This window comes from Pseudomonas costantinii (genome assembly GCF_001870435.1).
Classification (GTDB): domain Bacteria; phylum Pseudomonadota; class Gammaproteobacteria; order Pseudomonadales; family Pseudomonadaceae; genus Aquipseudomonas; species Aquipseudomonas costantinii.
Genome location: NZ_MDDR01000009.1, coordinates 54,679 through 67,682, shown reverse-complemented (window position 1 = coordinate 67,682; position 13,004 = coordinate 54,679). Strand labels below are relative to the sequence as shown.

The window sequence follows — 13,004 nt, the reverse complement described above, 5'->3', positions numbered from 1 at the left end:
AGTCCTGATAATTGGGTCTTCACTTTCATCTCAAGGATTGAGTAATGATTGACTCTCTACTATCGCTGCGGGTAGTTCCTGTCATTAATAACGCTGCATCTGCTTGGGCTCGAGGATATGGGTGTTTCCAAGGCAGGTCCCAATCAATAAGCAGGCGGGTATCGAAGTTTGGCGAGCTTTATTTGTCGGATAAATCTTTGAGTTCAGGGTTAAAGCGCCGTAGGAAGTTGTCGGAATATTCCTAGGGTTGTCGCTATCAATGCTCTGGGCGCTTGGCCCGCGGCCTTTTCAGGTGATGGATCTCCAGGGGTGGCCAAGTAAGCAGTCCCTGTCGTTTTGTTGCAAGGTGCTAGTGTCTGTTTGTCATGAACACTATGCCGAAGCGACATTCTTAGAGACGTAATAGAACGAGCAAGTACTGTCAGCAGTTGCTTGAAACTGATATTTCAACTCAGGTAGTAGAACAATGAGCGCTATTCACGAGCAGGCTATGAATTATGTTTATCAGCAAGTTTTGCAACGGTTGATTGGGCACTTCAATCGCGCAGAGCGCACAGCACTTCAATTGCTGATCCAGCGTATTGTCGTGGCCGCAGGCGGCATGGAACAAATGGGCGATTTCCGGATACTGCTGGCCCATGGGGGCGGTGAAGTCAGCAGTTATACCCTGGCATTGCTGCGTGCTGCGCAATTGACCATCGCCGGACGTGCGCCCAAGACGTTCCAACTGCGGGTCGCCACGTTGCGCCATGCAGGCATGACTCAGGGCACCCTCGACACGCTCCACCGTGGCTACAGTCGATTATTTTTCCACGATGACCCCAGGGTTGAGCTACTGATGGTGGAAAATGAAGAGGTGCTGCCTTTTAACCACCAGCGCCCGGCGTCCACCTTCGGGCGCGAAACCCGTCAACGCAACATGTTGATGGTGGGGCATCTGACCTCCGGCGATATTTGCGCGACACTGTGTAACGATACCTACTTGGCCCTGGGGGATTTCTATCAGCGTGTCAGCACCTGGAATGGCGGGGTGCATGCGCTGGTCAGCGGTGATTCGGCGCGCAAGCAGAGCCAGCTCCTCGCTTGGCTGAAAAAGACCGTCCAGGCAGCAGGCGTTGTAATTCCAGCGGACAGCTCTTCATCGCTCAATGGGTTGTTCGCGCGCATGGATGGGTGGAGCGATGACTTCTACCGTGATCTGTACGGCGAGCATTATGTGCCGAAGGCAGACGCCAGTCAGGGCGGGCACCGCCACCTGGCATATATCGGGATTGCCGACCTTGTGGCGGGGATTGGTCGTGGCTGTACACCGTTGCTTGCCGACTTCATGGCCTATACCCCGGACCCGTTGGGCTTTCATTTCAGCCATCCGGCCTACGCCCATCCGATGTTAATGGCGCACCTGCGAGGGTTGCAGGCCGAATGTCTGCGGGAGATGGCTTACGAAGAAGGTGTCGAAGTGTTCATTCAGCAGGCGGCTAAGTACCTGCGTCGTCTACAGGTTCCCGAAGAGTGGGTGCTCCAGGCCATCAGTCATGAAGGGCGCACCCAGTCGGCCAGTTTCGCCCAGCAGTTCTTCGGTCTGGATGAAAGCCAACTGGTCTGCCTGTTGTTTTCGCCTTTCATCCATCACGGCGAACGACTGGAAGGTTACTTGCGCCAGTGCCATCCGGGCATGCTGGTGGCACTGCCCGAACTGCACAAGGTGCTACAGGGCAAGCCTGCCGCCGAGATGCTGCAGCAGTGGGTGACCGACACCAGTGGGTTGCCGCTGCCTTTGCTCCAGCACTTGTACCGCAAACGGCCGGTGACCCTCGGCTTGGGCAGTGCTGTATGCAGCCGTAGTCATGAGAGACCTATGGCCAACGATGACATGGTCTTTCAGCTGTCCGGACGATGACGCTGCGTGGCGTTCGACAGGCGGATTTTGCCTATCAGGCAGTTTATCGCTACATGATCAACCTGATTAACGAGGTCAGTACCGATACCCGGGTGAAACTGCCGTCTCTGCGGCAGTTATCCGAGCGGTTGAACGTGTCGATCTCCACTGTCCAATATGCCTATTCGCTGCTTGAGAAAGAGGGCAGGATTTATTCGGTGGCCAAGTCGGGCTATTACGCCTGGCCCCTTGCCGGGAACCCTCTGGCGTGGCCAGGCGAGGATTTGCTCGAGCGCCTCTATGTTGCCGCCCGGCGTCCTGGCATGGTGGTACTCAGCGGCGATGAGCCTGCGTTGTTGGCGTCCCTGGATGGCACGTTATTGCGGCTGGAGCGAGAACTGGTGCGCCAATACCCATGCCATTTGCAGCCCTGGTCCCAGCCGTGCGGAGTATGGGAGCTGCGGGCGGCGTTGGCGGCTCGCTATACCTCGTCGCCGACCCGCTGCTGGCAAGCCGACGACGTCTATATCGGCGCAGACCTGCGCGGTGTGCTGGATATCCTGATCGAGGTGCTGGGGCTGCGAGGTACCGCGGTGATTGTCGAGTCGCCCTGCGACTGGCTGATCCTGCGTCTGCTGCAGGATTGCGGGGTACGCCTCATCGAATTGCCCTGGACACATGATGGCTGCCTGGATTTGGTGTCGCTAGAAGGGATGCTGCGCGACGAGTCCGTGCAGTTGGTCGTGCTGTCGTCAGTGAGCAGCCAGCCATCAGGGGTTGCGATGTCACCTCACGACCGACAGGCGGTGGCGCAGTTGCTTGATCGATACGGCTGTTGGCTGCTGGAAAACGACACCTATGGTGAGTTGAGTTTCAAACCGGCCCAGACGGCGTTGCGTGACTTGGTGAACCCAGAGCGACTGATCGTATTTTCCTCTTTCGAGAAAGTACTCGGGCCTGAAGCCCCTTATGGTTACGCGCTATCCCGACACATGAGCAGCGAATTGCAGCGTCAGTTCCTGTTGCGCTCGTTCCGGCTATCAGCGATTCGCCAGCGCGCGATTGCCCGTTTGTATCACAGCGGGCGAATCGACCAGCACTTGCGCGCCTTGCGTCAGTTGCTACGCGAACAGGCGGGGGAGATGAGTCGGCGTCTGGACCAGCATCTGGGTGAACAAGTGACCTATCGAATGCCCGTTGGCGGCGCCACCTTCTGGTTAGGCTCTACCCAAACGGTGGACATGCGCCAAGTGTTCCAGTATTTGCTGGCCCGGCAGGTGGTGGTGGCGCCGGGTGAGCTATTCAGCGTCGGTGGCCTGCATCACCAGCACTTACGCTTGAGTCACACCTTTCATGGGCAGCCCAACCTGGAGGCTGCCCTAACGGCCCTGAGCGAAGCATTGCGGCAGGCGCAGATCGATTAAGTGCGTGAAATTTCTCTTGGTGATGTGGGATAGATACCGTCGCGCAGTAGTCCAACTCTCAGTAAACTGTCGTTTTTTCCAAACCCTTCTTTTCGAGGTTTATGCATGACAATCAGTCCTTTTGCGGGCAAGCCGGCGCCAGCCCAGTTGCTGGTGGATATCCCGCGACTGGTCACGGCCTATTACACGGGCCAGCCTGATGCAGCGATCTCCACCCAGCGCGTGGCCTTTGGTACTTCCGGGCACCGTGGCAGCTCGTTCGAGCTGAGCTTTAACGAATGGCATGTGCTTGCCATCAGCCAGGCCATTTGCCTGTATCGCGAAGCCCAAGGCATCAACGGTCCATTGTTCGTCGGCCTGGACACCCACGCGCTATCGACACCTGCCGGTGCCAGCGCCCTGGAAGTACTGGCCGCCAATGGCGTGCACGTGATGCTCGCCGAAGGCGATGAATACACGCCCACCCCGGCGATTTCCCACGCCATCATTTGCTATAACCGTGGCCGCACCAGCGGCCTGGCGGACGGCATCGTCATCACGCCGTCCCACAACCCGCCGCAAAGTGGCGGCTACAAGTACAACCCACCCAATGGTGGGCCGGCCGATACCCACGTGACCAAGTGGATCGAAGCCAAGGCCAACGAGTTGCTGGCCAACAAACTGGCAGGGGTCAAGCGCATCACCCACGCGCAGGCACTCAAAGCCGACACCACCCATCGTCATGACTACCTCAACAGCTACGTGGCTGATCTGATCAATGTGATCGACATGGACGCGATCCGCAGCGCCGACCTGCGTCTGGGCGTCGATCCGTTGGGCGGAGCAGGGGTGCGCTACTGGTCGGCAATCGCCGAACACTATCGCTTGAACCTGGACGTGGTGAACACCGAAGTCGACCCCACCTTCCGTTTCATGAGCGTCGACTGGGACGGTCAGATCCGTATGGACCCGTCCTCCAGCTACGCGATGCAAGGCCTGATTGGCCTCAAAGAGCGTTTCGACGTGGCCTTCGCCTGTGATCCGGACCACGACCGTCACGGCATCGTCACCCCGTCCGGCGGGCTGCTGGCGCCGAACAACTATCTGGCGGTGTCCATTGATTACCTGTTCCAGAACCGTCCTGACTGGCGTGCCGACGCAGCTGTGGGCAAGACCGTGGTCAGCAGCGGCCTGATTGATCGCGTCGCTGCGCGTATCGGTCGTCGCCTGTATGAAGTACCGGTGGGCTTCAAGTGGTTTGCCGATGGCCTGTTCGAAGGTTCGTTGGGGTTTGGCGGTGAGGAAAGCGCCGGTGCTTCGTTCCTGCGCAAGGACGGCAGCGTGTGGAGCACTGACAAGGACGGCCTGATCCCAGCCTTGCTGGCGGCAGAAATGACGTCGCGCAAAGGCCAGGACCCAAGCCAGATTTATCGTGGCTTGACCGATGCCCTGGGCGAGCCGTTCGCGATTCGCGTCGACGCCAAGGCCACCCCGGCGCAGAAAGCCTTGCTGGGCAAGCTGTCGCCGGAGCAGGTCACGTCCACGCAATTGGCCGGGGAAAGCATCCAGCAGATTCTCAGCCATGCGCCGGGCAACAACCAGGCGATTGGCGGGTTGAAAGTGATGACCGAAAACGGCTGGTTCGCCGCGCGGCCATCGGGCACCGAGGACATCTACAAGATCTACGCCGAAAGCTTTATTGGCGAAGATCACCTCAAGCAACTGGTGGAAGAAGCTCAAGTGCTGGTTGACGGTGCGATTACTGCTAACTGACACACGGCTGTAAATGTGGGGGCTGGCTTGCCAGCTCCCACACTTTAAGTGTGGCCAGGGCTGAAGATCAGGCCAGGTCGACCAACACGATCTCGCTGTCTTCAATCGCAGTCACCCGTAACACCTGCTCATCCTCAACCGCCACACCGTCTCGAGCTTGCGCACGCAAGCCATTGACTTCAATCACCCCCGTCGCCGGTACCAGATACGCCCGGCGCCCGGCGTCCAGCCGATACTCGGCACTTTCCCCAGCTTTCAGGTTTGCCGCCACCAGACGTGCATCGGCGCGAATGCGCAGGCTTTCGCTGTCACCGGTCTTGCCGCTGGCCAAGGTCACAAAACCTTCGCGATCGCCCTTCGGAAAGGGCTTGGCACCCCAGGAAGGCGGCAGGCCGCTTTCATTCGGGATAATCCAGATCTGGAAAATCTTGGTCGGCGTGGCTTCCAGGTTGTATTCGCTGTGGGCGATCCCGGTGCCGGCACTCATCACTTGCACATCGCCAGCCTCGGTGCGGCCTTTATTGCCCAGGTTGTCGGCATGGCTGATAGCGCCTTCACGCACATACGTGATGATTTCCATGTCGCGGTGCGGGTGCTGCGGGAAGCCGGTACCTGGCGCAATGATGTCGTCGTTCCACACCCGCAGGTTGCCCCAGTGCATGCGGCTGGGGTCGTGGTACTCGGCGAATGAGAAGTGGTGATGGGCGTCAAGCCAGCCATGGTGGGCGCCGCCCAGCGTGTTGAAAGGTCGAAGTTCAAGCATGATCGTCTCCTGTTGATGGTGCCCATGATCCAGCAGTACATGATCGATAAAAAGCGTAAAAAGTGCCGGATTCCTATCCATTAATTCGATTGCTTGCTGGCGTTTTGACTTTCACTTCATCGCCTAACTGCATGACGTCAAAGCAATTGGCTGGAACTGAACGCCGATTCCGGCGACCATGGCGCATTCGCTAAAACCACCTCATCGCTGGAGTCCGCGTGCCGCAACAAACGCCTGATCTGCCCCCAGAACTTCGCCCATTAGCCGAAATGCCCCTGCTGAAACGGCTCGCAGCCCGCTTGTTTGGCCATGGCCTGACGCGCCTGCGTGCCCAGCACCGGTTTTCCTGGCTGCACGGGCAGGCCGACGGATTTCGCAGCGGGCATGAGGCCGGTGTGGAGTATGGCTACCGCGAGGGCAAGGCGGACGGTATCGAGGAAGGTCGCCAGGTCTTGCTGATTCGTGATTTTCGCCCGGATGAGCACCGTGCCCCCGGCGTGGATGACAGCCTGTTCGACGATTGGCGCTTGCCCCTGACCGCCGACGTGAAGAAACGCATCAAGGCTGACGTGGCGCGTTTGCTCCCGGCCCATGCGCAGCCGAGTGCCGCGCAATGGAAGATGATCTTCAGCGACACACCCTCGACCTCAGTGATTGCTGGTGCGGGTGCGGGTAAGTCCACTTCGTTGGTGCTGCGTATCCTGCTGTTGACCCATTACTTGGGTTTTGAACTCAGCTCGATGACGGTGGTGACCTTCACTCGCGAGTCGCGCAAAGACTTCATCAACAAGCTCATGGAAATTCTCAGCCTGTGGGGCCAACCCCTTGGCTTCAAAGAAGCCCAGGCCGTTGTGCGCACCTTTCACTCGCGCATTTTGCCGATGGTCCGCAGCCTGCCGGGTTTTGAGCGGTTGCAGGCCTTCGAGAACCTCAGCAGCGGTTTTGAAGACGCTGACAGCAACCCATTCGACCTGCGCATCAGCGACGCCCAGCGCCAACAGATGAATGCCTGTTACCACCGGCTGCATGGCCGACATGAGCGCTTTCGCGAGCTGATTGCGCCGTTGGCCCGCCATGGCCTGCAACTTAAGGAGCTGGAGCGCGATCATCCGGATGTACAGAAGCGCGTGGCGGTGACGGAGCTTGCAGCCAAACGTGATGAAGAACTCTGCGATGTGATCGAAGACCTGTGGTTTCAAGCGGGCGCCTGGCCGATCAAGGGGATCGAGCCCAGCCGCCAGACTTTCGAAATCAACGGTGCGCAATTTCACTGCCACGGCTACATCCCGCAGCTGGATGCCTGGGTGGTGCTGGGCTTCGACTCGCGGGAGAACGCCCAGATCAGCCGACCGAATTCAAAACTGGCAGTACGCGCGGAGTGGGCGGTTAAGCGCACCTTGTTTCAAGCTTTCTGTCGTAAGCCAATGATATGGCTAGATAGTTATGAATCATCAAAGCGTCTTTTGAGCAGCCTCGTCGGGGATGCTACTGCCGGGCCGGGCTTTGATTACAAGGTCAAAGGCGAGCTGGCCTCAGCGCCGTTGCTGGACAGCTTTGTCATGGCTGCCGGGTTTATCGAGAATCTCGGGTTGGACGTGCCAACCGCCGTGGGCCAGATGAGCTTTGCCAAGGATGACCCCGACCGGTTCTTCTTCGAAGCCTTGAGCATTTTCTGGAAGGCCCTGGAAGACCACTTGCTGGACCAGTCGCCGCCGATCATGACCTACAACCGGATGTTCTCGCTGTTTGGCGAGAACACCCCGGAAAACCTCAAGTTGCTCAGCGATCCACTGTTGCGGCCGATGTCGCACCTGATGATTGACGAATTCCAGGACGTCTCACCGCAGATCGTTTCGTGGATTCGTGCCAGCTTGCGCGAAATCCGTAGCCGTGGCCCGGCAATGCACGTGGGCCGGGGTGCGCAACGCTCGTCGCTGCTGTGCGTGGGGGATGACTGGCAGTCGATCTATGGCTGGCGCGGCAGTTCGCCCAAGTACTTCATGGCGTTCAACAAGGAATTTGCGTCGCCGAGCACCACTCGCGTGATGTTGAGTGAGAACTACCGCAGCCATCAGCACATCATCGACGCCGCCGAGCATATTGTGCGTGCCGCGCCGGCGATCCCGGGTAAGAAGGCCAAGGCCAGTGGCGAACCCAAGGCACTGGTACCTGTCATGGTGCTGGCGCGGGACGATGCGGCGCTCGGGCGGCAGTTGCTGGAGCGCTATCAAAAAGGTGATTCAGTGTTAATGCTTTATCGAAAAAGTAGCGATAAGTTATTGATACAAGAGCATATTCAGTCTGTAGTTAATGTGGATTCTAGTTTGCCTCCACAGGACCGCAGGTTGAAGCAGTTGACCTATCACAGTGCCAAGGGTCTGCAAGCGGATGCTGTTTTTCTGCTTGGTGATTGCCAGCATGTCACCAGTTCGCCTTACAAGAACCAGGTCTACCGCATGGCCGGGCTTGGCAAGGACGGTGACAGCGAGCCGTATGACAATGCGCAAAGAGACGAAGTACTGCGCCTGGCCTATGTCGGCATTACCCGTGCGGTCAGCCATTGTTATTGGTATGTGGAGAAACCGGAAGGCCAAGGCGTGAATGTGCCAAGGGCGTCGGAGCGGGTAGATGGCAAAAAGGCGTTCTTTGATGATCAACGCAGCTAGAGAGTGAATGCAATCCAAATGTGGGAGCAGGCTCCCACATTGGTTATTCGTTGCCTGATAGATCGTGCTCAGGCCCGCAAAGACAGCGACGGCACAAAACTCGCCAGTTCATCCTCGACCGCCTCGATGATGCGCTCCACATCGCTGGCATTCATCACGGTGGCGCAGGGGATGCCGGCGATGGCGATCAACGTCTCGCCGCTGGCACGGTCGAACAGGCGGGCGACCATACTGCCGGGGGCGTCCATGCTCCCCTCGAAGCCCATCGGATGAAAATGCCAGCGCATCAGCTGGCAGGCGTTGGGGAACGTCACTTTATTCATGTTGCCCACCTTGTTCATTGAGCGCTTCCTTTAGCTCGCCGGAGGGGGCCATAACCTTCACTGGTCGTGGCATCGAAGAACCTCAAAATAGCATTCGTTCGCAAGTACAAGGTGAGTTTTTATGCCCCGTTCGGCGGTTCCTTTCCGATAAGTTGATGTGGGTCATCTGGCCCTTAATCGGAAGTACCCATTGGCCATTGAAGCGCCCCGTAAAATTCGGCAATCTCAGCCGTTTATTCGTCGCAGAGCCTTACATGCCCGAGATTGCCCCAGACGATGATTGTCAAAACACTCAAGCCACCGGCGAGTTGGTCTTGCGTCACCACTTATGCTGGCGCCATCGAGACCTTGATGGGGTGATGTCCTACTATCATCCACACATCCAATACCACGACTTTTTCCAGAACCGCGTGGTGGGTTACGCCGAACTGCGGGAGTACCTGCAAGCCAGCATGCCTCGCGGTGCCGATGAGGCCATTGAACACATCGACCGCATTCGCGCCGACGGCGACACGGCGTTTATCCAGTACCGCATTACTTTGCGCGGCGGCCAGGGCCTGGTGTCGTTTCGCACTAGCGAAGCCATTACCGTGCGCGATGGGCTGATCTGGCGGGTCAATGAATATGCGTCGCTGGTGCATGAGCAGCCGACCCAGGCCATGCGTCCGACGGTCAGTCGCTTGGGCCTGTCGCCCCAGCAATTGGGGCATATGGCCAATGATTTGCAGCAATATTTCGACCTCAAGCAACCCTACCTGGATCCGGAGTTGGACCTGCAGCGGGTCGCCAAGGAATGCGGCTACAGCCGCAATCAGATTTCCTACTTGTTGAACCAAGTGCTCGGGCAGAGCTTCTACCGTTACGTCAACCAGGCCCGGCTCCAGCATTTACTGGCCGCACTGGATAAAGCCCTGCCACCGATCAAAGTCGATGACCTGGCGTTTGCCGCCGGTTTCAATTCGCTGTCCGCGTTCTACAGCGCGTTTCGCCAGCACACCGGTCAATCGCCCAAAGCCTACGTCAAACAAATTTCCCTGCGTGCACGCGCGCAAGACAGCCAATAACACAGCGCTCTAGGATCGCCCCTATCGAAACGAGGTAGGGGAGCTTGGCATGCCGGCATGGCGCAATATCAGTTTATGGATGGACCAGTTGGACGACCCGCTGCGGGCGCGGCCGTCGCTGGAGCATGACCTGGACGTCAACGTGGCCATTGTCGGCGCCGGTTACACGGGCCTTTGGACCGCTTACTACCTGAAACGCCAGGCCCCTGAGCTGAAAATTGCGATTATCGAGGCACAGACTGCCGGTTTCGGTGCGTCGGGTCGCAACGGTGGCTGGTTGATGGGCAATCTGTTGGGCGAAGACCGCCTGCTGGCTGGCCTTGCCCCGCAACAGCGTCGCGCCTCGTTTGACCTGCTGCACGGCATTCCCGATGAAGTGGCCCAGGTGTTGGCCCGTGAAGGCATCGAGTGCGACTACCGCAAGGGCGGCGCCCTGTATTGCGCCGCGCGCTACCCTGAGCAGGAAGACAGCCTGCGGCGTTACCTGGACAAACTCTACGCCCAAGGCCTCACCGAAGATGACTATCGCTGGTTGAGCCCGCAACAGCTGGCCGAACAGATCCGTATCGCCAAGCCTTATGGCGGTATCTATGCGCCCCACGTCGCGACCATCAACCCCGCCAAGCTGGTGCGCGGCCTTGCCCGGGTGGTGGAAGGCATGGGCGTTGCGATCTATGAAAACAGCCCGGTAACCGATTGGCAGTCCGGCAGCCTGCGCACGGCCAAGGCCAGCGTGCGCGCCGCTTGGGTGGTGCCGGCGGTCGAAGGTTACGCCAATACGCTGCCGCCCCTGGGGCGCTACCAATTGCCGGTGCAAAGCTTGATCGTCGCCACCGAGCCACTGTCGGCCAGCACGTGGGATGAAATTGGCTTGAGCCACGGTCAGGCGTTTGGCGAAAGCAGCCGACAGGTCACCTACGGCCAACGTACGGCAGACAACCGCCTGGTGTTCGGCGCCCGTGGTGGCTATCAATTCGCCGGTAAGCTGCGCCATGACTTTGATTTGACCGACAGTGAAGTAGAGCTGCGTCGCTACCTGTTCGGCGAACTCTTCCCACAGCTGAAGCAGGTTCGGATTACCCACTCCTGGGGCGGCAACCTCGGCATGTCGCGTAATTTCCGGCCGCACATGCTGTGCGATCACAAAAGCGGTATCGCGTTGTCCGGTGGTTACGGCGGGGAGGGCGTAGGCGCCACCAACCTGGGTGGCCGCACGCTGGCGGACTTGATCCTGGGCCTCGACACGCCGCTGACCGTACAGCCCTGGGTGATCCGCGAGCGTGGCCTGGACGCGCTCAAAGCCTGGGAGCCCGAGCCGTGCCGCTGGCTGGGCTACAACGCGATCATTCGCAGTTTTGTCTATGAAGACCAAGTGTTGGCCGACCCCAACACCGCCCCTTGGCGCCGCAAGCTGGCGACCGGCGTGGCCGGGTTCATGGAAGGTTTTATGCACTAAGTCGTTTCACTCACACGGGAAAACCCATGAGCATCACTCAATTCAAAGACGCGCTGAATGCCCACCTGCCGGACTCGTCACCGGTGGCCGTGCCCCTGGGCGAACCGGTTGCCGTGGCCTCGACCTTGAGTGTCGAGCGCACCGACGGCGTCGAAACCGGCATCTGGGAATGCACCCCGGGCGTCTGGCGTCGGCAGATCAAATCCCAGGAGTTTTGCCACTTTATCCAGGGCCGCTGCACCTTCACCCCCGACAACGGTGAAATCGTTCACATAGAAGCCGGTGACGCACTGATGTTACCGGCCAACAGCACCGGAATCTGGGATATCCAGGAAACCGTGCGCAAGACCTACGTACTGATTCTGTAACGCTTTGATCCTTGATCGCCTGCCATAAAAACAGCCCTAAAACCGCCAGGAAATCGAACCATGAAAGCCATTGCCCTGTTGCCCTTGATGTTGGTGGCCTCTATCAGCCAGGCCGCCGAGACGGTGAAAATCTACAACTGGTCGAGCTACATCGCCCCGGACACCACAAAGAACTTCCAGAAGCAGACCGGGATCGGTTTCAGCTATGACGTGTATGACAGCAACGAAACCCTCGATGGCAAGCTGATGACCGGCAACTCGGGTTATGACGTGGTGTTTCCGTCTAACCACTTCATGGCGCGGCAGATCCAGGGCGGCGCCTTGAAAAAGCTCGACAAGAGCCAGTTGCCAAACTGGAAGAACCTCAACCCGGTATTGCTCAAGGCCCTGCAAAACAATGACCCGGGTAACGACCATGGCTTCCCGTACCTGTGGGGCAGTACCGGCATCGGCTACAACATCGACAAGGTAAAAGCCGTGCTGGGGGACAACGCCCCCGTGGATTCCTGGGACCTGATCTTCAAGCCCGAATACATGGAAAAACTCAGCAAGTGCGGCGTGGCCATCCTGGATAACGGCCCGGAACTATTGCCCATCGCCCTCAACTACCTCGGTTTGCCACCCCACAGCAAGAACCCTGAAGACTACAAAAAAGCCGAGGCGCTGCTGATGAAAGTGCGGCCCTATGTGGCGTACTTCCACTCCTCGAAATACACCGGCGACCTGGCCAATGGCGACATCTGTGTGGCCGTCGGTTTCTCCGGCGATGTGCTGCAAGCTGAAAGCCGTGCCAATGAAGCCAAGAATGGCGTGAAGATCGGTTACCAGATTCCCAAGGAAGGCGCTGCGATCTGGTTCGACATGGTTGCCATGCCGGCCGATGCCCCGGATGAAAAGGCCGGTTATGCCTTCATGAACTACCTGCTGGAGCCCCAGGTGATGGCCGACATCACCAACTCAGTGCACTACGCCAACGGCAATAGCGCCGCCGATAGCCTGGTAGACCCGCAGATCAAGGCGGACACCAAGATCTATCCGAGCCCGGAAATGATGGGCAAGTTGTTTGCGCTGGAGGCGATGCCGCTGAATATCGACCGGATCCGTACGCGGGTGTGGAATACCATTCGTATGGGGCGCTGATCGGTAATATTTCGTTGTGCATCGGTTCGGTTGTCTAGGTCGCTTTGCCTGTAGTTTCCTTGCTCCCAATGGCCGAACAGGGAGCAAGGAATGCTCAGGTCGAACAAGTCCGCACGTTTACGTCTAGGACGGGCGTCAGAGGAAGGTGGCGTGTATCTGCTCACGGCCG

The 13,004-nt window shown here is 58.6% G+C and carries 10 protein-coding genes; 8 read left to right on the top strand and 2 right to left on the bottom strand.

What is annotated here, in order from left to right:
- Positions 1 to 466: 466 nt before the first annotated feature.
- From BFL40_RS07280 to pgm, 3 genes are all read left to right on the top strand, one after another.
- Positions 467 to 1,900, top strand: a complete 1,434-nt coding sequence (locus tag BFL40_RS07280; RefSeq protein ID WP_071483318.1) for a hypothetical protein — start codon at positions 467 to 469, stop codon at positions 1,898 to 1,900.
- Positions 1,897 to 3,303 (top strand): aminotransferase-like domain-containing protein, encoded by a 1,407-nt coding sequence (locus BFL40_RS07275; RefSeq protein ID WP_071483317.1) that lies wholly within the window; start codon positions 1,897 to 1,899, stop codon positions 3,301 to 3,303. The genes BFL40_RS07280 and BFL40_RS07275 overlap by 4 nt, the downstream gene beginning before the upstream one ends.
- 105 nt (positions 3,304 to 3,408) lie before the next feature.
- Positions 3,409 to 5,055 (top strand): phosphoglucomutase (alpha-D-glucose-1,6-bisphosphate-dependent), encoded by a 1,647-nt coding sequence (gene pgm / locus BFL40_RS07270; protein WP_071483316.1) that lies wholly within the window; start codon positions 3,409 to 3,411, stop codon positions 5,053 to 5,055.
- A gap of 67 nt (positions 5,056 to 5,122) precedes the next feature.
- Here the strand turns inward: pgm and BFL40_RS07265 are convergent, their stop codons facing one another.
- On the bottom strand, positions 5,123 to 5,818 hold the full coding sequence (locus BFL40_RS07265; protein WP_071483315.1) for a pirin family protein: 696 nt from the start codon (positions 5,816 to 5,818) through the stop codon (positions 5,123 to 5,125).
- Between the two features lie 218 nt (positions 5,819 to 6,036).
- Here BFL40_RS07265 and BFL40_RS07260 point away from each other — a divergent pair, with 218 nt between their 5' ends.
- Positions 6,037 to 8,484 carry a UvrD-helicase domain-containing protein gene (locus BFL40_RS07260; protein WP_071483314.1) on the top strand — a complete coding sequence of 816 codons (2,448 nt, stop codon included), beginning with the start codon at positions 6,037 to 6,039 and terminating at the stop codon, positions 8,482 to 8,484.
- Positions 8,485 to 8,552: 68 nt separating this feature from the next.
- Here the strand turns inward: BFL40_RS07260 and BFL40_RS07255 are convergent, their stop codons facing one another.
- Positions 8,553 to 8,825, bottom strand: coding sequence for a DUF1652 domain-containing protein (locus tag BFL40_RS07255; protein WP_071483313.1), 273 nt, complete (start codon positions 8,823 to 8,825; stop codon positions 8,553 to 8,555).
- Between the two features lie 236 nt (positions 8,826 to 9,061).
- On the opposite strand from BFL40_RS07255, the gene BFL40_RS07250 reads away from it, so the two are divergent.
- From BFL40_RS07250 to BFL40_RS07235, 4 genes are read left to right on the top strand one after another with little or no spacing between them, the layout of a single operon-like run.
- Positions 9,062 to 9,871 (top strand): helix-turn-helix transcriptional regulator, encoded by an 810-nt coding sequence (locus BFL40_RS07250; RefSeq protein ID WP_071483312.1) that lies wholly within the window; start codon positions 9,062 to 9,064, stop codon positions 9,869 to 9,871.
- Between the two features lie 49 nt (positions 9,872 to 9,920).
- A complete protein-coding gene (locus tag BFL40_RS07245; protein WP_071483311.1) occupies positions 9,921 to 11,327 on the top strand; it encodes an NAD(P)/FAD-dependent oxidoreductase in 1,407 nt (468 codons plus the stop codon).
- A gap of 26 nt (positions 11,328 to 11,353) precedes the next feature.
- The gene (locus tag BFL40_RS07240; protein WP_071483310.1) at positions 11,354 to 11,695 is read left to right on the top strand and encodes a cupin domain-containing protein; all 342 of its coding nucleotides are present in this window, start codon (positions 11,354 to 11,356) and stop codon (positions 11,693 to 11,695) included.
- 60 nt (positions 11,696 to 11,755) lie between these two features.
- The gene (locus BFL40_RS07235) at positions 11,756 to 12,835 is read left to right on the top strand and encodes a polyamine ABC transporter substrate-binding protein (protein WP_071483309.1); all 1,080 of its coding nucleotides are present in this window, start codon (positions 11,756 to 11,758) and stop codon (positions 12,833 to 12,835) included.
- Positions 12,836 to 13,004: the final 169 nt, after the last annotated feature.